The organism is Methylobacillus arboreus (genome assembly GCF_020532725.1).
GTDB classification, from domain to species: domain Bacteria; phylum Pseudomonadota; class Gammaproteobacteria; order Burkholderiales; family Methylophilaceae; genus Methylobacillus; species Methylobacillus arboreus.
The window spans coordinates 592,689-611,957 of record NZ_JAJAVC010000003.1 but is presented as its reverse complement, the minus strand read 5'-3'; the positions used below and the strand labels follow the sequence as shown (position 1 = coordinate 611,957).

Annotated in this window: 18 protein-coding genes and 2 tRNA genes; 8 read left to right on the top strand and 12 right to left on the bottom strand. The window is 47.6% G+C overall.

The features are described from left to right. Position 1: 1 nt before the first annotated feature. The 5 genes from pilW to rnr all read right to left on the bottom strand — a co-directional run bounded on the left by pilW (position 2) and on the right by rnr (position 5,642). Complete coding sequence (pilW, locus tag LG198_RS02880; protein WP_230341658.1) at positions 2-745, bottom strand: type IV pilus biogenesis/stability protein PilW; 744 nt, start codon at positions 743-745, stop codon at positions 2-4. Beyond that, the gene (rlmN, locus tag LG198_RS02875) at positions 742-1,830 is read right to left on the bottom strand and encodes a 23S rRNA (adenine(2503)-C(2))-methyltransferase RlmN (protein ID WP_230341657.1); all 1,089 of its coding nucleotides are present in this window, start codon (positions 1,828-1,830) and stop codon (positions 742-744) included. Before rlmN ends, pilW begins: the two co-directional genes overlap by 4 nt. A 13-nt stretch (positions 1,831-1,843) precedes the next feature. Further along, the gene (gene ndk, locus LG198_RS02870) at positions 1,844-2,269 is read right to left on the bottom strand and encodes a nucleoside-diphosphate kinase (RefSeq protein WP_230341656.1); all 426 of its coding nucleotides are present in this window, start codon (positions 2,267-2,269) and stop codon (positions 1,844-1,846) included. A 219-nt stretch (positions 2,270-2,488) separates the two neighbouring features. Further along, entirely contained in the window at positions 2,489-3,244 is a 756-nt protein-coding gene (gene rlmB / locus LG198_RS02865) for a 23S rRNA (guanosine(2251)-2'-O)-methyltransferase RlmB (RefSeq protein WP_230341655.1), read from the bottom strand. Positions 3,245-3,248: 4 nt separating this feature from the next. Beyond that, a complete protein-coding gene (gene rnr / locus LG198_RS02860) occupies positions 3,249-5,642 on the bottom strand; it encodes a ribonuclease R (RefSeq protein WP_230342051.1) in 2,394 nt (797 codons plus the stop codon). A gap of 200 nt (positions 5,643-5,842) precedes the next feature. Here rnr and LG198_RS02855 point away from each other — a divergent pair. The 3 genes from LG198_RS02855 to LG198_RS02850 all read left to right on the top strand — a co-directional run bounded on the left by LG198_RS02855 (position 5,843) and on the right by LG198_RS02850 (position 7,155). Next, a tRNA-Leu gene (locus LG198_RS02855) sits at positions 5,843-5,929 on the top strand. Between the two features lie 634 nt (positions 5,930-6,563). Then, positions 6,564-6,803: a tyrosine-type recombinase/integrase gene (locus tag LG198_RS14415; protein ID WP_407659124.1), complete on the top strand. Its 240-nt coding sequence runs from the start codon at positions 6,564-6,566 to the stop codon at positions 6,801-6,803. Further along, on the top strand, positions 6,730-7,155 hold the full coding sequence (locus LG198_RS02850) for a hypothetical protein (RefSeq protein ID WP_230341654.1): 426 nt from the start codon (positions 6,730-6,732) through the stop codon (positions 7,153-7,155). The genes LG198_RS14415 and LG198_RS02850 overlap by 74 nt, the downstream gene beginning before the upstream one ends. Positions 7,156-7,464: 309 nt before the next feature. Here LG198_RS02850 and LG198_RS02845 read toward each other — a convergent pair whose 3' ends face one another. The 3 genes from LG198_RS02845 to LG198_RS02835 all read right to left on the bottom strand — a co-directional run bounded on the left by LG198_RS02845 (position 7,465) and on the right by LG198_RS02835 (position 9,017). Then, entirely contained in the window at positions 7,465-7,953 is a 489-nt protein-coding gene (locus LG198_RS02845) for a lysozyme family protein (protein WP_230341653.1), read from the bottom strand. Positions 7,954-8,145: 192 nt separating this feature from the next. Next, positions 8,146-8,619, bottom strand: coding sequence for a PEP-CTERM sorting domain-containing protein (locus LG198_RS02840; RefSeq protein ID WP_230341652.1), 474 nt, complete (start codon positions 8,617-8,619; stop codon positions 8,146-8,148). A 95-nt stretch (positions 8,620-8,714) separates the two neighbouring features. Next, a complete protein-coding gene (locus tag LG198_RS02835) occupies positions 8,715-9,017 on the bottom strand; it encodes a hypothetical protein (protein ID WP_230341651.1) in 303 nt (100 codons plus the stop codon). Between the two features lie 1,184 nt (positions 9,018-10,201). On the opposite strand from LG198_RS02835, the gene LG198_RS02830 reads away from it, so the two are divergent. Next, positions 10,202-11,269 (top strand): radical SAM protein, encoded by a 1,068-nt coding sequence (locus LG198_RS02830; RefSeq protein WP_230341650.1) that lies wholly within the window; start codon positions 10,202-10,204, stop codon positions 11,267-11,269. A gap of 126 nt (positions 11,270-11,395) precedes the next feature. On the opposite strand, the gene LG198_RS02825 is transcribed toward LG198_RS02830, so the two are convergent. Next, entirely contained in the window at positions 11,396-13,168 is a 1,773-nt protein-coding gene (locus tag LG198_RS02825) for a hypothetical protein (protein ID WP_230341649.1), read from the bottom strand. Positions 13,169-13,260: 92 nt separating this feature from the next. Between LG198_RS02825 and LG198_RS02820 the strand changes: the two genes are divergently transcribed. Then, positions 13,261-13,345 (top strand) — tRNA-Leu (locus LG198_RS02820). 600 nt (positions 13,346-13,945) lie between these two features. Here the strand turns inward: LG198_RS02820 and LG198_RS14410 are convergent. The 3 genes from LG198_RS14410 to LG198_RS02810 all read right to left on the bottom strand — a co-directional run bounded on the left by LG198_RS14410 (position 13,946) and on the right by LG198_RS02810 (position 15,931). Continuing rightward, complete coding sequence (locus LG198_RS14410; protein WP_407659137.1) at positions 13,946-14,035, bottom strand: PEP-CTERM sorting domain-containing protein; 90 nt, start codon at positions 14,033-14,035, stop codon at positions 13,946-13,948. 147 nt (positions 14,036-14,182) lie between these two features. Further along, positions 14,183-14,737 carry a hypothetical protein gene (locus LG198_RS02815; protein ID WP_230341648.1) on the bottom strand — a complete coding sequence of 185 codons (555 nt, stop codon included), beginning with the start codon at positions 14,735-14,737 and terminating at the stop codon, positions 14,183-14,185. Between the two features lie 891 nt (positions 14,738-15,628). Continuing rightward, entirely contained in the window at positions 15,629-15,931 is a 303-nt protein-coding gene (locus LG198_RS02810) for a hypothetical protein (protein ID WP_230341647.1), read from the bottom strand. Positions 15,932-16,298: 367 nt separating this feature from the next. Here LG198_RS02810 and LG198_RS02805 point away from each other — a divergent pair, with 367 nt between their 5' ends. The 3 genes from LG198_RS02805 (at position 16,299) to LG198_RS02795 (ending at position 19,267) form a co-directional block, all read left to right on the top strand. Next, complete coding sequence (locus LG198_RS02805) at positions 16,299-16,547, top strand: hypothetical protein (protein ID WP_230341646.1); 249 nt, start codon at positions 16,299-16,301, stop codon at positions 16,545-16,547. A gap of 219 nt (positions 16,548-16,766) precedes the next feature. Next, on the top strand, positions 16,767-18,218 hold the full coding sequence (locus LG198_RS02800) for a TolC family protein (protein WP_230341645.1): 1,452 nt from the start codon (positions 16,767-16,769) through the stop codon (positions 18,216-18,218). Next, positions 18,215-19,267 (top strand): efflux RND transporter periplasmic adaptor subunit, encoded by a 1,053-nt coding sequence (locus tag LG198_RS02795; protein WP_230341644.1) that lies wholly within the window; start codon positions 18,215-18,217, stop codon positions 19,265-19,267. Before LG198_RS02800 ends, LG198_RS02795 begins: the two co-directional genes overlap by 4 nt. Positions 19,268-19,269 lie beyond the last annotated feature (2 nt).

Below are 19,269 nucleotides of genomic sequence, written 5' to 3'. Positions count from 1 at the left end.
ATTACTGCCCTGACAATAATTGTTTTGTCTGCTCCGAGTTGGGGAATTTTCTCCTTAACTGCAAAGCATAACTGGCTTCACCATCTCGATCCCTGGTTTCACGCGCAAGCTTAATACCCAGCCACAGCATTTCCGCAGTCGGCGTATCGCTTTCCAGCGCCGGGCTCAAATAATTGCGCGCGACGTCATACTCCCCTCGAGTATAGGCAATCACAGCCAATTGGTAACCTGCCTGGAATAACTGGGGTTGCAGTTGTAAGGCATGCTGAAGATAAAGCTCTGCCTGCTTGACATCCTTCTTGCGCAACAGGCACGTACCCGCATTCATATACGCAACGCCAGGCGTGACATACAGCGGGTTCTTCACCGCCTCGCTGAACTGGACAATTGATTCGTCAATGCGGTTGCGCGCGCAGAGAAAACTGCCGTAATTGTTACGGGTTTCCGAGCTTTTCGGATCAAGCTGCAAGGCCTTGCGGAATGCCGCATCGGCCTTTTCATCCTCGCGCAAAGTGCCGTACACCAAGCCCAAGCCATTATAAGCCGGTGCATAATAGGGATTCACGCGCGCGGCAATCTCGAACTCCTCCAGGGCTACGGCAATCTGGTTCTGGGCATAGTAGCCCGCGCCAAGCTCTGTGTGGACGCGCGCGCTTTCACGGGTTGCCTCGGTATCCTGCCTGGTTTCTGAGCCAGCACACGCAACAAGCAGCAACCCGGTAACCATCACCAGGTATTTCCTCACGCAACCGCCTCCACCTTGATACGGCGTAATGAACGCTTGGTCTTGTCCTGCACCTTGCCGGCCAATTGGCCGCAAGCCGCATCAATGTCGTCGCCGCGCGTCTTGCGCGTGGTGACGATATAGCCGGCCTGCATGAGAATATCGCGGAACCGGCGGATATTATCCGGCTTGGAGGTATCGTACCCGCTATTGGGGAAAGGATTGAATGGAATCAGGTTGAACTTGCACGGCACATCCCTGACCACATCCAGCAACTGCTTGGCATGCTCCAGCGTATCATTGACGCCATCCAGCATAACATATTCGAAGGTGACAAAATCACGCGGCGCCTTTTCAAGGTAACGCTGGCAGGCAGCCATAAGTTCTGCCAATGGGTATTTGCGGTTGATCGGAACAATCTCATCGCGCAAGGCGTCATTGGGGGCATGCAGCGACACTGCCAACGCCACAGGACACTCCTCGCGCAATCGGTCCATTGCAGGCACCATGCCGGAAGTCGACAGTGTAACCCGGCGGCGGCTCAGGCCGTATGCAGAGTCATCCAGCATGATATTCATGGCAGACACGACATTGTCAAAGTTGGCCAATGGCTCGCCCATCCCCATCATCACAACATTGCTCAGGATGCGGTCCCCCTTGGGATCCCGTCCCAATGCCTTGTTGGCCACCCATAATTGGCCAATGATCTCGGCCACACTGAGATTGCGGTTAAACCCCTGGCGCCCGGTGGAGCAGAATGTGCAATCCAATGCACATCCCACCTGGGACGAAACGCAAAGGGTGCCGCGGTCATCTTCAGGGATAAAAACGGTTTCAACGCCATTGCCTGCGCCTACGTCAATCAACCACTTGCGCGTACCGTCTTCCGATATCTGCTCGAGGTGGACTGACGGAGGCGCAATCACGGCCTCCGCGGCGAGCTTTTCACGCAACGCCTTGGCAATATCGGTCATCTCCGCAAACTCATTCACGCCGAAATGATACATCCATCGCATCATCTGCTTGGCGCGAAAAGGCTTCTCACCAATACTCTGGAAGTATTCAGCGAGCGCTGCCTGATTGAAATTGAGAAGATTGACCGTCATGCGATTTTAAACCTTAGCGGCTGTAAACGTTGGACTGTGCGAAGAAATAAGCGATTTCTGTCGCAGCATTTTCCAGAGAGTCAGAACCGTGCACAGCGTTGGCATCGATGCTGTCAGCAAAGTCAGCGCGAATGGTACCTGGGTCGGCCTTCTTGGGATCAGTAGCTCCCAGCAGTTCACGATGCTTAAGCACGGCATTCTCGCCTTCCAGCACTTGCACCACAACAGGGCCGGAGATCATGAACTTGACCAAGTCGTTAAAGAAAGGACGCTCTTTATGGACAGCATAGAATCCCTCAGCATCGGCCTGAGACAGTTGCACCAGCTTGGAAGCGATGATCTTGAGGCCGGCATCTTCAAAACGGGTGTAGATCTTGCCGATCACGTTCTTGGCAACTGCATCGGGTTTGATAATGGAAAGGGTACGTTCAACAGCCATGATGACTCCAAAGAATAATATAGATAAAAACAACGACGGAAAGGCCGATAAAATACCATTTTAACGGCCTAAAATAAAGCTGGCACGCAATATTTGCTGAGCATTTACCTGCAAAAACCAAGCGCTTACATCACCAAGCTAACACAATTTCGTGATAAACAGGTGATACTTACTAGCCGGTAAAGCCCGGAACAATAAACCCGCCATCGGCGGGTTTCCTCACACCTGCTGCAGGCTGCGCTGCCTGCGCGCCTCATACAAGCAAATCCCGCTCGCCACTGAGACATTCAAACTCTCGACCGAGCCAAACATCGGAATACTGATCAAGCTATCACAGGTTTCCTGTGTCAACCTGCGCAAGCCGGCGCCCTCAGCCCCCAGCACCAATGCAAGTGGGCCTGACAAGTCTGTTGACGGAAGATCGGACGTTGCCTCTGCCGCCGTGCCAACCACAAATACGCCGGCTTCCTGAAGCTCGCGCAAGGTACGCGCCAGGTTGGTCACCGCGATGAAAGGCACTGTTTCTGCTGCGCCGCATGCCACCTTACGCACAGTCGCATTCAAACCGGCCGCCCGGTCTTTGGGCGCAATCACGGCATGCACGCCCATGGCATCCGCCACCCGCAGGCATGCACCCAGGTTATGTGGATCTTCCACACCGTCCAGCACCAGGAAAAATGGAGGCTCCTTGAGGTCAGATTCCAGAATATCGTGAATATCCTTATAAGGAATCGGCGTATCCTCCACGCGGGCAATCACACCCTGATGGCGGGCATTAGCGCCTGCAATACCATCCAGGCGCGCACGCTCGACCTGCATCACCCTCACATTGGCGTTTTCCGCCATATGCAACAGATCTTTCATGCGGGCGTCCACGCGCTCCTTATCTATAAGAATTTCCTGGATGCTGGCACCATGCTGGCGCAAACGGCTCAATACGGCATGAAAGCCAAATAAAATACGTACATCACTCATTCAATCAACTAGCTTTCTTTACCTTGGTTGTCACATTGGCGCGAGATTTTCCGCCACTTGCACGCGCCGGCTTGGCTGCCGGCTTTTTACTTGTAGCTTTGGCAGCCGTCCTGCGTGCCCGGGGTTTGCCGGCCACCCCTTGCACCAATGCCTCAATCAGCGGTTCGGCCCCCTTGGCATTATTAGCACTAGCAGCTGATTTGCGCCGCCTAGATGGCTTCGCAACTTCCTGCTCCTGAGCCACTGGTTTGGCCTTCTGCGAATTGTGTACAGCAGCCGTCTTGTCACGGTGCTGCTTGACCGGCTCAGCGGAGGCAGATGATGCCTCTACGGGCTCGTCCCTGGCAACCAGAGTAAAGTCGATCTTGCTGGTTTCAAGATCCACCCGGCTTACCTTGACGCGCAGTCTATCACCCAATCGGTAACGCACGCCGGTTCTTTCTCCCAGCATTTCATGCCTGGCCTTGTCGTAATTGAAATAATCATTGCCAAGCTCGGTCACATGCAGCAAGCCCTCGACATAGGCGCCATCCAGCGCCACAAACAGGCCAAAGCTGGTCACGCCAGCTACCGTGCCGTCAAATACCTCACCGAGCTTATCCTGCATGTAATAACACTTGAGCCAGGCTTCCACATCACGTGTCGCGTCATCAGCACGCCTTTCCGTCATGGAACAGTGCTTGCCCAGCTCCTGCCAATCGCCCGCCTTATATTTCTCGCCATGCAACACCGCCTTGATGGCGCGATGAATGAGCAGATCGGGATAGCGGCGGATTGGCGAGGTAAAGTGGGTATAGGACTCGTACGCCAAACCAAAGTGACCGATATTGTCCGGGCTGTAAACCGCCTGTTGCATGGAACGCAACAGCACAGTTTGCAACAATTGCTCATCGGGGCGCCCCTTGATCTGGATCAGCAATCTGCCATAATCCTTGGCATGCGGCGTATCGCCTCCGCCAACACTGAAGCCAAACTCACCCATAAAAGTACGCAGCGCCTCCAACTTTTCCGGCGTCGGCCCATCATGGATACGATATAGCGCAGGATGTTCATTCTTGGCGAGAAAATCAGAGGCACAGACGTTGGCTGCCAACATGCATTCCTCAATCAGCCGGTGCGCTTCATTACGCGAGGTCGCCTCAATGCGCTCGATCTTGCCGTTATCATCGAACACCATCAGCGTCTCATTGCTTTCAAACTCGATTGCGCCCCGCTTTTCACGCGTGGTCAGCATCACCTTGTACAACGCATACAAATGCTGCACATGCGGCACCAACCAGTCATATTCACGCGCAACCTCCCCCTCGGGATTGCTGATCATGTCATAGACTTTGGTATAGGTCATGCGTGCCTTGGAACGCATGACTGAAGGATAAAACTTGTACTGCTTGACGCTACCCGTGCTGCTCACCTGCATATCACATACCATGCACAGCCGCTCTACATCCGGATTGAGCGAGCACAATCCATTGGACAAAGCCTCTGGCAGCATGGGAATCACCCGGCGCGGGAAATAGACTGAATTGCCGCGCTCATAGGCATCCCTATCCAGCGCATCTCCAGGCTTTACATAAAAACTCACATCGGCAATTGCCACCACCAGCCGCCAACCCTTGCCTTGTGGCTCACAATAAACTGCATCATCAAAGTCCCGCGCAGTTTCGCCATCAATGGTAATCAAGGGCAACTCACGCAAATCCACTCTATCCTTCCAGTCGGCGGCGCGCACCTGCTTGGGATATTTCTTCGCCTGATTGAGCGCTTCTAGAGAAAACTCATAAGGCAAGCGATGCTTGCGCAAGGCAATTTCGATTTCCATGCCGGAATCAGCATAATTGCCCAGCACCTCAACCACCTTGCCAACCGGCTTGGCATGGGATGAAGGCTGCTCGGTCAACTCGACCATCACCACCTGGCCATCCTTTGCCCCCATATCCAGGTGGTAAGGAATCAGGATGTCCTGGTTAACCCGCTTATCCTCTGCCGCCACGATAGTCACGCCATGGCTGCTGATGACACGGCCGACAAGCGTCTTGGTCGAACGCTCAAGCACCTCAACAATCCTGCCCTCCGGCCGGCCTCGCCTATCCAGCCCGGCTGGACGCACCATGACCCGGTCGCCATGCATGACTTGCGCCATCTCACGCGGGGAAAGGAATAAATCATCCCCTCCGGCATCCGGTATAAAAAATCCAAACCCATCGGGATGGCCTTGTACCTTGCCTGCCAACAAATTGACTTTCCCCGCGATGCACAAGGCACCCTTGCGGTTCTGGATAATCTGCCCGTCACGCTCCATCGCTGCCAAACGCCGCCCAAAAATCTCCTGTTCGGATTTCTTTATACCCACCAGCTTGTATAGCTGCTCCACCGTGATAGGAACCCCCTGCTCAGTCATGACCGAAAGAATGAATTCCCGGCTTGGCAAAGGATTGGCATAATTTGCCGATTCACGCTCGGCATAAGGGTCGGCAACCCTAGCCCCCCTTGCCTTGCGGGCCGGCGAAGCTTTTCTCACATTGGTTTTTTTAATCTGTTTTTTTTTCGTTGACAAAGTATAACTTTCCTATAGAATGCGCGGCTCGATTGTTAATCGATGCCCAGATGGCGGAATTGGTAGACGCGCTAGGTTCAGGTCCTAGTGGTGGTAACACTGTGGAGGTTCGAGTCCTCTTCTGGGCACCATCCCAACAATACAGATAACCAGTGATTTGAAGGCTTATAGCCCGAGAGTGCTGGTTTTTTTGCTAACAGCTTCCCCCAATTTCCTATGCTTCCCGCTATTTTTTAGACTAAACTGTGCCAATTTTGCACCAAAGAGTGTGCCAAATGGCGACCTATCAAAAACGCGGCTCATCCTGGCGAGTCCAGATCCGAATCAAGGGACAATTCGTTTCCGGAACCTTTCCCACCAAAGCCGAGGCGACAGCCTAAGCTTCAAGCCACGAAGCAGACATAATATCAGGAAAGAGCGGGGCCATCCCGAATAAAACCTTTGCTGACCTACTTGACCGCTATGCAGAGGAAGTCAGCCCCAACAAGCGTGGGGAGCGCTGGGAAAAGCTCCCCATTGCGCTTTTAAAGAAATACCCTGTAGCCCAGGTCAATCTACGCGAACTCAATTCCAGCCATATGACAGCCTGGCGGAACCAGCGGCGCAAGGAAGTTGCTGATGCCTCTGTCCGCCGCGAATGGAATATTCTGAGCAACGCCTGTTCTATGGCCGTCAAGGAATGGAAGTGGCTCACCCATAACCCCTTCAAAGAAATCCCCCCCTCCCACACCCTCCCGGGATGTGCTCTTAACCGAAGAGATCATTATGCTGCATAGCTGCGGCTATTATGTTGATGAGCCACCGATAACAGGCACATCAAGGGTCGGTGCCATCATGCTCTTTGCTATCGAAACGGGGATGAGGCTGAAGGAAATGACCCGCTTGAAATGGCCGATGGTGAATATAGAAAATAGAGTCTGCCAAGTGAGCCATGATAGCAAGACTGGTAAACGCGAGGTGCCACTCTCTAGCAATGTATGGATTCGGTGGTTTATATCCATTTGATCCCACCCAAACACTTTCCCCAGAGTTTATAGATGCATTAGCAATACTTTCCTCCAAAATATCCAAAGCTTTATATTTTAGACATACTTGTTTAATTGCACCAAAAATAACATCTATAAGATTTTCCCCACAAACCAATCAAACTTTGAGTAATTTCATTGAAAATTTCAAAGAATTTGGTTTGCATACTGATTGGGACAAAACTTTCAAATCAAAAGTTTCGCATCTGCAACTAAAGAAACTATCGAAAAAGTTTCGCTTTCATCTCAATTTGAGTATGTATGCAGAGTTGACCCAAACAACGGGATTTTCGGATTTGGTTGCATTTCTGGAAATTAAATTGGATTTTTAACCTTAGTTTCACCTCAATCAGAGCATTTGAAAGCAATTGCACGCTTTTCTTATTTGCGGACTGGGGCAGATAGAATGCGGCAAGTTTTTCGGCCGCCGAACTTGAAAGAAGAATTCAATAAGTATGTTGGAAAGAAAAAACTCGCAAATTGGTCTCGCCAATATTAATCATTTGCAATTATAAATTTTGCATAGGTTTGCAGCCCTAATGGCTAGCGTATTGTAGTCTTGTGTTGTCATCGCGCATCCGAACTCAAGGACTCCATATTGCCCTTGGAGCGCTTTGCAATCCTCTCCAACACCGGCTGCATTACTGCTTCCCCCCGCCTCCGGTAGTCCGCTCAATATATCCGTTAGGATCGGCTGGTCGCCTGGCCACATAGGCTTCGGCATCGAGGGCGATGCGCAACTGACTACGCAGGTCAGTACCAGTTCGAGTAAGAGGTGCAATATCAGCCTTGATTTTTTCATTGTAAAAATCCTGTAAATGAGAAATGGTGGCCAAGTGGTTCTTTCTTGTCTCGTCCATGATAATTTCAGCCTGGCGTGCTTGCTCTATCAACGTGGCTTGCTGCTCAGCGACACCAATTGAAACTTGAGCCACATAGTCATAATGCAGCTTGTGAGCGAATACCAGTTCATCCTCCAGAAATTCATTGCGCATCCACAATAAAGAGAGCAAAACAATTGGTAGGACAATTCGCCCAGCCTCGATGCCTGTCAACGCTTTGCATTCGCGGATCAGCTGAATAACCACCTTGTTCTGGTTGGCTGGCGTAAAACCGCCTACCAATTTCAACTTACGTCGATAGTAATCCCAGGACCTGATAGCGCCCTGCTGCCATGGACTTGATAGTAAGCTTTGGAAGATCCACCACATTACGCGGATGATCGGCATACCCTAAAAGATTGGCTCGTCTCAAAATCAGGGAAATTTGAGACAATAAAAAAGCCACCCGAAGGTGGCTTGTGTCAGTACTACATAAAACTTTTACTTGAGCTTGCGTTTGTTACGTGCTGCAAAACCTAATAAACCCAGACCCAGTCCTAGTATTGTGTAAGTATTTGGTTCTGGTACTGCAGGTACAAATTCCCTGATCCAATAACTGTAAGTAATCTCGTATCGTAAACTTGAAACATCGGCAGGGAGTATATATCTGAATTGAACATCAGTGTTCCACTCCACATCTCTGACACCGGGCTCAAATTGGGTCCATCCAGTACTGAAATTGTAATAAGCACCCTCGTACATATTCCACGGGTTCAGCTCATTACCCCAAGGGTTAATTGCATACAGTTCATAATCACCAAAGAGTTTAAACTGTATCTCGAAATACTGTAAGCCACGACCCAATGGCAGATCTGGGTCGGCAATCCCAAAACCATTAGAATTAAAGCTGATCTCTAAAAACTGACCAGGTATGACATTGGTGAAACTTCCACTAAAGGTTCCATCAAAACTCAAGCTAGCACCATCAACTACATAATTCGAGTTGAAGTTACCAGGTTGAGTTGGAGTAGATCCAGTTGCATCTAATTGAATTCCATCGGCATGGAAGCTTAGAGAGGGTCGATCTGGGTCTGTATACCATTCACGTCAATGTAGTTGGCAGGAGGCAAACCACCCTGCCCTGCTTGAGGCGAATACCTGGAATACAAACTCCCACTTACCGATGTGGGGTCAATATTCGCGATCTCTAACAATTCATATCTTGAGTACATTCCCCCATTTGGGCCTTGTTGATTTCCAGCAAACCGAACGTAATTAATACTGAAATCACTGATATTGAAACTTCCCACCATTGTGGCATTCGCTACGCTACTGACAGACAGTAAAAACAACGTTACAACTGCTTTCTTCATTTTCTCTCTCCCCAAATAATTATTAATTTAAAGAGGATAACCATTTCCCATTCCAGGACAATAGGGCAAACAGACTAAGCTATTAGATTTTGTGTCACTGAATCAAGTTAGTCCCAGTAACGATATTGAAATAATTAAAAATTTCTTCACAATCCCATTCGGAACCTAAATAAAGCATCTTACAAAATGAGTTTATAGTTATATATAATCTCGCTGCACTAACTATTTAGCATTAATAGCTATCTGTTATGCATCGAAAATAGCTGACCTAACTAGCAGGTATTAAATGCAAGTTACCCTTGTAGTCATTTCAATTGGGCACGTCACTCACCACGATATATTGTCCGTCAGGTGCCAAATAAGGACGAAACATGCGCGAGTTTTGTTCATGAAGCACTTTAACGAGGCTCCAGATGATCCCTCTAAGTGCGCAAGAATACTATGCACTGACCTCACACTGGCATTACCATCACAAAACACCACATTAACAATAGAGGCAAGGTATGCATTCAATGGCTGACCAATCATTGTGGTATGGCAAAGCTTTGTACCATTACAGGGAACAAACCCTGTGAGAACTTCTCCAGGACTGATGCAAACACCTATATCTAAAAAACCTGAAAGGAAGAACCAAGACAGCTATTGTGTGATCGGGCCGCATTGGCTGGTATTCGCATCAGGTACATAGTTTCTTTCATGCTGTTGCGATGGGCTAGTACTTTGGTCTTGATCGCTATCAAGTAGCTGGCTGCTCTTTGCAGCCGATATACAGGCTTGATCTTTGGCTTGAATGATCATCTGACCTATAACAGGTCGTAAGATGCTTTTTCAGCAAGCCATAGATCAGCCTTGCCTCCATTTTTCATGCCTAGCTATTTTTCGAGCCTGAGTGCCATTTCAGGGAAAATGACGACACGGCCACTCAGCGTGCGTGAAACAGTGAATACACTTTTAAGCGCACCAGGGAAAAGACCATGCTGGAAGACCCTACATTCTATGATACAAAACCATAGCCTAGACAAGACTAATCAAGAAGCTGACTGCATTTGAACTGATCCGAAGAATAAAACGGCATGACTAATACTCATGCCATCATTAGGTATATCAGACTATTTATAAAATCCTAAAAAATGGCTAAACTGAATCTCTAAAAATAATTAGATATAGAAAATGAAAGGGGAAAAATGAATAAGCTGTTTTCTTTTGCAAGATTAGCACATAGCTACTTTAACGGAGTATCCCAGAATTTATTATATTACTTTTTCAAAATTGAACCTGTTAGGTATTCTAATGCGGTATTTCTAATCAATACCCAATGTAATTCAAGATGCGCAATGTGCAGTTCCTATACAATAAAACCGTTACCGGGCGAGATGACTACAGAACAAGTTATTGACACATTGAATAAACTTAAGAAGCATAACTCCAACATAAAAATTAGTTTTGTCGGAGGAGAACCAACTTTACGCCCAGATTTTGATTTGATTCTCGGTCATTGCAACAAACTTAATATTATATTCACCATAGTAACTAATGGAATAATTCTTAACGAAAATAAGGCTGAAAATATCTTACTACATAAACCATTCGCAGTTCATGTTTCATTAGATAGCCTTGATAAAGATACATATAAAAAAATACGTGGAGTTGATAGAGTTGAATCAGTAAAAACAAATATTAATATATTGATTCAAATTGCAAAGAAATTGAGAAGTAAAACATTTATTGGAATCAAAACAGTAATAACAAGTGAAAATATAAATGAAATTAGTAATTTATCAGATTTTGCTCAATCTGTGAAAGCTGGTGGAATTCATTATCAACCAGTATTAGTTTTTTCAGAGGATCATGGATCAGCCCGTTTAATGCCAAAGCAGAGTGAGGAAATTAATAAACAAGTAAACATACTATTGGAAAGAATTAAGAATAATAATAAGATTATTCTTAATTCAATTTCAAATTTAAAATCGTGGACTAAGTACTTTGAAGGATCAATCGAGAAAAGAAGATTTTGTAGCACATCCATGCAAAATATCTTTATCATGTCTGATGGAAAAATTAAATTGTGCGAAAGATACGATGAGACTATTGGCAACATTTTAAATTATGATTCAATTGACTCAATCATTAAGAATAATAACGCTATAATACATCGAAAAATGATGACAAGCTGCCAAAGACATTGCTCATTCATTTTCAGCAGGGGAATAAAAGACTATATTTCTTTAGTTATTAGGCATATTAGGAATTAATTGCAAACGCACATATTCCCCTGCAACGACTCGATGGTTGTAGTGACTTCGATAGGTTCAGTGCAATCCTAAACCTAACATTGCATATGTGCTTGGCTACGGCACTATCAGGAGTGCGAAAATGTACTATTCCAGCAGGTTCTCCGCCGCCGCGTCAAGGTATGCGTAAAAATTAAGGTTGTTCACATACATACCAGCTCCCATTTCTGCAAGCTCGCCAGCATTCGCTAGATCAAGTATAGGGTAGCCATTACCGGCCTGAATACGAACGATTGCTCTCGCAATAAACTTGGAGAACAATTCTGGACTATGTCCAGGGTAGTAAAAACCTGAAGGGTGAGGCGCTACTGAAACAAGAGACGCTGGTACTACATAAACACGGCGAGACTGTCCATTTGCCATGTTCCCGTTAAAGGTTCCGAAGTTATCATACAGTCCTTGCATGGATCGTTCTAAACGGGGCTTCTGCGTTTCTGCAAAAGATGCGCCCCAACCCTCATAATCACCCCGCAAAAGCAATATACGAGCCGCATTCCAATCATCATCGTATGAAATACAACCATTTGAATAAGTTACCCCGTCCGCAACAGTAGGTGCAATAGAGTTTCGAGCAAGGAAAGCAACTCCTTCAAAAAACCCGCCAGAATCCACAACCAGTTTTGCAGAGAACTCACGAAGCCAGAATCGAAAAGTATTAAAGCCAATAGTATCGGTTCCACCTAATTGACCGCCTTCGTGGGCATACACAAGTGCAAGTCGCCTCGGTGTTCGATCTGAAAAATTTGCGGCAGGTGTATGCATAAATGACATAACTTTATTTCTATACAAAGAGTTAGCATAGACAGATGCCAAATTAACCCACTCAGGAGGCATTGGTACAAGTTCCCATTTTGTAGGGTTGTTACTGGGTGATGGTTCATTAGGAGACACCGCTTGCCCCCCCCTGACGCGATACAATCTATGATTTGTCGTATTATCGATAGAAGTTTCCGCTGTTGTGTAACTGGAGTCCTTATTCCAACCTCCTCTTGATGCAGTGTATCCGGTAGATTGAATCCAAAAAACAGGCTGAATACCGTTTGGCCCTACTAAATCGCTAGGCAAATCATTCAAGATCACCGTAGTAAAATAGCTATAGTTTGTTTCAGGCACTTCCCACCTTTCGCCGTCCGCCAATAATGGCGGATTGGTGCGTTGCTGAACTCTGATGTAATCCACCCCGACATCGGCTAAATCCTTTAGTGTTTTAGCGAGCATGAATTTGCTATCGCCATGACCATGCCCGGTGTTTCTATGACGCTCAGGATCATAGCTAAGAGCGGGTTTTTTCAACCAATACTCATTATCTCCTGCCGGGTTAGGAGCATGTCCTGCAGGAACCCAGTTCTGACCCATTGGCGGATTAGCAGTATAGACAAGGTTACGATCATTATTCAAAAGCACGTTCGTTCCTCTACTAAAAGAAGAGTCAATGTCATAGTTCCGAAGGGTTGCCAGGCCATCTGTACTCTCGAAATTCCATGAATCATCCGACCATACATTCGCAGCACCCTTAATAAGCCAATTAGCCTGCACCTCATCCATATAAAAGGGCACGCCTACGAGGATATCAACTTTCTTAGCTGGCTTGCCTTTAAATTTAGGCAGTGGCAATTGAGGGGCCGGTGTTGGAGTAGCCACGACTGTGCCTGAAGTTGCAGACTCAATAAAATTTCCCGGAATTCCAATGGCCTTTAAAGGGGATCTATAAGCATCTCTTGTATAAATCTTCGTTTTATCAAAAACTTGAACAAACTCCGACCCCGAGTCTACAGATGTTTGTCCTGTAAAATTGTCAGTGTTAAATGGTGCAAACTTAAATGCACCCTTCAATCTTGCTACAAGATTTCCATAGTTCATTATTGCCGCTCCCATATCGACTACACATAGCTTACCCATGCGCAAAAAACTGCGCTATAATCTTGCTCCTGCCTAGGCAGCTTAAAGTGTAAGCGAAAGTGGCGGAATTGGTAGACGCACTGGATTTAGGTTCCAGCGCCGCAAGGCGTGAGAGTTCGAGTCTCTCCTTTCGCACCACATCATTGGTGCAAATCCCAATAAATTTAATCAAATCATAACCCAAAGCGCATGTTCTGGGACCTCACACCAAAAAGCAAGCGCCCTATTTTATGCGGTTTTCGTATGCGTTACGCAATTTTACGTGTGCTTTACGCGAAATTGACCGGAGAATCCAAGATGGTATCCATCAGGAGAACCTAAGGAAGGCACATGGCGCGCAAAGGTCATGGTCAATTATAAGCGCAAATCTAAAACCTTTTGGGACCAAAGCGTAGGTCAATGCCTGCTCGGTCGATATCTCTCGCGACTTGGTCAGCGACAAACCCAAAATCCCGAATAAAATATTTGGCGATCTTCTCGACAAATACTGCAAAATAGGGCCGATGAATGCGACCAGTACAGTCGGCATGGGCACGTCAAAAACAAATGAAATAATCGTCGATACCACAAGGCCTGAGTCCAGGCAAAGAATCCGTCAACGTGCGAGGGCATATCCCTCTCCAGGTGATAATGAAATGCTTGAGTGAAATCTTAAAGAGCGGTGCGTCTCAAAATCAGGGAAGTTTGAAACAATAAAGAAGCCACCTGAAGGTGGCTTGTTGTCAGTACTACATTCATTTAGTTACCTTTGCGTCGAGCAGCAAAACTTAATAACCCAAGGCCTAAGCCAAGCAATACATATGTAGATGGCTCTGGTACGGTTGATATATTTGAATGTACGTTGAATCGCCACCTAAATTGAATCTCCTCTCCCGAGAAATCTCTAGCCCCAAACCCTATTTAACTTAATGGAAGCTCTACTTCAATACCACTTCTTGAAACATGATACTCCTGCCCACCATCATGGTAATCCCATCAGGAGTTATCATGGTGGGTAGGAATACCAAATTCTGTGATCGTATCGCCATTCCTCATTAAAATAACCCATTCTTGTTCAAAATAGTAATAATCTTCTAGCTCAGTTGCAGCGTTATCAATAAGCACATCATAAGACACATTGTATTTAATTCTGGGGATACCCACCTGCTGATTATCAGCAAATCTGAATCCAATTACACCTTCCCCCTGCACATGCCCATTCGTCACATCAATGGCAATATTAGCACCCACAGAATCAAGCGGACTGCCAGTTGTCAATGATATTTCAGTACTAGGAGAGATAGAGCTGATACTATCCAGCGTAGGCTGATTGTTCCATGCATAAGTTTGCGGTTCTTGACCATTAGACTCTGCAGAAACAGAACCACATAGATAAGAACCATCAAAGATTACTTTACCAATAATTTCATCAGACCTCCCGCCACTTGTAAAGTCGATATTAATATCACTAATACTAAAGGTGCCAACCACTGCCGCATTTGCATTGGTGCTTAATAAACCAAGCAAGGTGATCGCTAATAATTTTTTCACGCCCCCCTTTATGAAATAAAAGGCAAGTAAAACATTAGGTTACATATTTATATCCGTTGGAGCTAATAGTCATTTTATATCCTTTCACGAAGACGGCGTCGCGCGGCGGACGGAGCGTTGATGGCGTCGGTCATGGGAGTTCTCTCCTTGGTGGGGCCTGGGTAGAGGTGGGTTGATCAGATGGCCGACACCAGTAGCAAATCGCCTTGCCAGCCGTTCCAGTTGGAGTAGCAACGCGTGACGGGTGGCACGTATTTGCCGCCTGGCGCCCAATAGGGCCCAGAACATGCGGCTATTTTGCCAGTGCAACTCCGAAACCCGATTCCAAACTGTGCCGCTGGTTGTTCCCTTCCACGTCTCCAGAATGCAAGTTGCTAAGGTGACAGCAGCGCCCTTAGTTCGAATGCTGCATATAAGCTCATTGTTCTCAGAGTCCGGGGGCACATAATCTGGGTGGAAGCAATCCCCTCCGAGCTAGATTGAACCAAAGCCTAGATCAGGCTGCCAGCTCAGTCGCTAGAATTCCTGCCGCCTTGGTGCTACATTTTCCTGATACCAAACATCTCCTCAACGCTGTTCGGCGTGTCAATTCTTCTCATTTATTCATCCCCTACATAAGCAAAAATTACTTGGGTGTGAGCTGGTTTAAGCCGGATAATGCGACACTCAATTGCTTCATCGCCAAAACTCTGCAAAGGCACATCGCGAAACGCCTCAAAAAAAAAGAGCAGTCATTGCGGCTCCTGTTGATTAAATTCATCACTTCGATTACTTCAGCCAGCTTAGGTGTATCAACCTAATCGCGGAATCATGTACATCCACCACGCCCATATGCGAGGGAGGTAACTTCACATCCATCATTGGAAAATCGTACATCTGTGTCTATAACAATCATACATGAGGAAGATCGCTCAATGCCTGTTGCTTTTTTCGTTGAGCCATTTGAATGGTTTTACCACCGCTTGCCAGTGACTTCAATTTCAACGCCGGGCCCAGAACCTGGTCTCCACCAATGACAAATCGGCTTTGCACCATTGTGCCCTCGTTAAGTGCATTAATCAGATCATGCACATCTGTCACCTGTGGTTGAGTTACCCACCGCTTGGGGTTGTAGACATAAACAGTACCCCATTCAACATGGGTTACCTCTTTTCCATTTTCATTAAATCTAACGCCAGTCACGAGAATAGCCATGTTAGCTCCTTGCTGAAAAAGTATTTGTCGATTACCGCTAGTAAAAAATCATCATTAAGCTACTAATTTAAAACACTTTAATCAAGCAAACACTATGCCAATTGAATGGATTGATAAAGAGTTAAAAATGACAGAACAAATACTATTCAGCACGCACCATGGTGCGGACTATCCTGGCTGGTGATAAGACATAACCAGACATGTAAAAATTCGACTGCCATAATATTGCAGTTATATCATATATGTATGAAGCATTCCCATTAGCAATGAATCCATTAAGTCTATTATTTCGCCATCTTGAATTTGTATTTGAAAGGGATATTTTTGCTGACTTGCGTTAGAATGCAGCTCTACAAGAAAGTAACTTATGCAAAGCTCAATTAATCAAGATGAAATCAACATGTTGCGCTCCGAGCTAGAAATACTCATGCGTGAGCGCCATGCATTACTCAAGGTAACAGGTGCAGCGGCAGGCCTAATTGCCGAGTTGGACAGCCATGACCTCCCGACTGGGACTGAAGAGGCTGCAGAGCTACTTGCAAGCAGTATCAACACCCTTCCCGAAGAAACATTGCAAGACGCGTTGAACTCAGTTCAAGCCATTATTGCAGGCTAAGCTACCCTTTTTGGGCGATTCATAAATCCCCGCCAGTTTTCCTTCCGCCAAACCACTCCTTCATAACGTCCCGAACTTTCTCTGCAAAGCTTTCTAAAGGCTATACGGCTAATGAATATCCTGTATGTTATTCAAGCAATATGCCGCATGTTTTGACTAGAATTGCCGACAGGCAACTCAGGCTGTACTATCGCAAGTGGAGTGAACAACGGCGGCGCGATGAGAACAATAAAACAACCGCCCGGACTATGGACTACGATAACCCTGTGCAGCTTGCTGGTAACAGGATGCGGCTATCAGCAATATCATGCGCATCCGCTTGCTGCAGCCCATGGGCAGGTCTCATTGCGGGCACACGATACGGGAGATAGTGGCTTTGTCGCCTATTTGAGCGAGGAAGGTTACACCACGCTGCCTGAGCAATGGGGATGGCGTGAGCTGATGTATTGCGCACTCTATTTCCATCCCGACCTTGATGTTGCCCGTGCTCAACTCAGCCGCGCGATGGCAGCAATCGCCACTGCAGGACAACGTCCCAATCCCAGTGGGTCACTGGGTGCAGGGCGCCGAACCGAGCCTGAAGTCCCTGAAGTTTATAGTCTTAGCTTCAGCATCCCGATTGAAACCGCTGGCAAACGTCAGGCACGGATTGATCTCGCAACCAATATTTCCGAAACCGCACGGTTGAACATTGCCCAGACTGCCTGGAATCTGCGTTATCGCCTGCTATCCAGCTGGATTGAATACAATGCCGCCCGGCAAAACCTGTCTATGCTTGAGCAGGAATCCAGCCTGCGTAACGACATCGTTTCAATGCTGAATACCAGGCTGCAAGCAGGCATGATTTCGAGCGTGGAGCTCAGTAACGCCAGGTTGCAATGGCAAAGAGTGCAGCAAGCACTGGTGGAAGAACAAGGGCGCATCGAAGGGCTAGAAACCCAGCTTGCCAGCAACTCGGGGCTGCCTCTGGATAAGTTCCAGCAACTAAGACTACAACGCTATACGCATGAACAAGTGCTTGATGCCCGGCATGATATTGATATCACCAACAGCCTCAATCCTGCCGCGCAGGATGCAGCTTTACTCAACCGTGTGGATATCCGCGCGGGACTTGCAAGCTATGCCGCGAGCGAAGCACGGTTAAGACTGGAGATTGCCCGGCAGTATCCGGATATTAACCTGATACCTGCCTATGATTATGAAGAAGGCTTTCATATCTGGTCATTGGGGATCAGCAGCCTGCTGAATGTGTTGCATAGAAACCAGGGGCTAATTGCTGAAGCCACGGCACTGCGAGAAACCGAAGCAGCACAATTCGAAGCCTTGCAGGCCAGGGTAATAGCTGCCATGGACAGCGCAAAGAGCCGTTACCGCGCCGCTTTGCAAGCGCTTGAGCAAGCTCGCAGTCTATATGAGGCGCAGCAGACGCAGGCAGCTCAAGCCAAGCTGCGCTTTGAGCACGGGTTTGCCGACCGCCTGGAACTCGTCACCTACCAATTGGAAAATGTGCTTGCCCAGCAACGGTTGTTAACCGCCGAATACCAGGTGCAACGTGCAGCTGCAGCACTGGAGGACAGCATGCAATTGCCTCTGGAAAATCTTGACCCCATACCGAATATTCCCGCCCGCTCCAATCGTTTGCACACGCCTATTCAGGAAACAACGACATGACCCCAAAAGCCGTTGCCGTCATCATCATCCAGGCATGCATGATCGTTGTGCTGCTCTGGTTGCTGGTTCTGTTCAGTAAGGATGAATTTGAGGCGTTCAATGAAGAGGAAGAGATTGAAAGCCCGTTGCGCATGCATACCGAGACAGGCGTCATTACCGTTGCATTAAGTGCAGAGACGCAACAACAAAGCGACATTCGTACAGAAACCCTGGCGCTGGCAAAGCACCAGCCGGTGCTGGAAGGATTAGGCAGCGTGCTCAGCCTGGACGGACTGCTGGATCTGCGTACGCGGTATATGAATGCGTTGGGCGACCTGGCAGTGGCAAAGGCCGCCTTGAGCAATAGCCAGAACGATTATGAACGCCTTGCACTGCTGAACCAGAATGACCGCAATATCTCTGACCGCATGCTGGTCGCGGCAGAGGCTTTGTATAAAAGCGACCAGGCCAAGCTGCAAGCCTATGAAGCAGCATTGGACAACCTGCGCTATAGCGCACGCCAGCAATGGGGCGCGCAACTCGGGCTAGCCGCACTGGAGCGCAACACAACGCCTGAAATCAATGCCTTGCTTAAATATAAACAAGTATTGCTGCGCATAGTGCTACCGCCTCAACAAACAGAACCCAGCCCGACCTTGAGTATTACCCCAGTTGGTAGCGGCCTGCCCCCAATCACCGCTCACTTTCTTGCATTGTCGCCGCAGGCAGACCCCGTGCTACAGGGCAAGACCTACTTCTACACAGCACCTGCAGTCAATTTACGTGCAGGCATGCGGCTTAGTTCACAGGAGCTGGACACCGCCAAGACGATAACAGGCGTGGTTATTCCGCAGAATGCCGTAGTCTGGTACGGCGGAAAAGCCTGGGTCTACCGCAAGCAGGATTCAGAGAAATTCGTGCGTAAACCAATCAGCACGGAGATTGAAAGCAATCATGGCTGGTTCAATCGGGACAAGATCAAAGCGGGAGATGCCATTGTCACCAATGGTGCCCAGCTATTGCTCTCGGAAGAGCTCAAGTATCAGATCACGAATGAAAACGACGATTAGGA

Coding starts and splice junctions, on each gene's coding strand:
- rlmN (WP_230341657.1), bottom strand. CDS start 1,830: ATGACGGTCAATCTTCTCAATTTCAATCAGGCAGCGCTCGCTGAATAC.
- ndk (WP_230341656.1), bottom strand. CDS start 2,269: ATGGCTGTTGAACGTACCCTTTCCATTATCAAACCCGATGCAGTTGCC.
- rlmB (WP_230341655.1), bottom strand. CDS start 3,244: ATGAGTGATGTACGTATTTTATTTGGCTTTCATGCCGTATTGAGCCGT.
- rnr (WP_230342051.1), bottom strand. CDS start 5,642: ATGACTGAGCAGGGGGTTCCTATCACGGTGGAGCAGCTATACAAGCTG.
- LG198_RS14415 (WP_407659124.1), top strand. CDS start 6,564: ATGCTGCATAGCTGCGGCTATTATGTTGATGAGCCACCGATAACAGGC.
- LG198_RS02850 (WP_230341654.1), top strand. CDS start 6,730: ATGATAGCAAGACTGGTAAACGCGAGGTGCCACTCTCTAGCAATGTAT.
- LG198_RS02835 (WP_230341651.1), bottom strand. CDS start 9,017: ATGAAGAAAGCAGTTGTAACGTTGTTTTTACTGTCTGTCAGTAGCGTA.
- LG198_RS02830 (WP_230341650.1), top strand. CDS start 10,202: ATGAATAAGCTGTTTTCTTTTGCAAGATTAGCACATAGCTACTTTAAC.
- LG198_RS02825 (WP_230341649.1), bottom strand. CDS start 13,168: ATGAACTATGGAAATCTTGTAGCAAGATTGAAGGGTGCATTTAAGTTT.
- LG198_RS02810 (WP_230341647.1), bottom strand. CDS start 15,931: ATGGCTATTCTCGTGACTGGCGTTAGATTTAATGAAAATGGAAAAGAG.
- LG198_RS02805 (WP_230341646.1), top strand. CDS start 16,299: ATGCAAAGCTCAATTAATCAAGATGAAATCAACATGTTGCGCTCCGAG.
- LG198_RS02800 (WP_230341645.1), top strand. CDS start 16,767: ATGAGAACAATAAAACAACCGCCCGGACTATGGACTACGATAACCCTG.
- LG198_RS02795 (WP_230341644.1), top strand. CDS start 18,215: ATGACCCCAAAAGCCGTTGCCGTCATCATCATCCAGGCATGCATGATC.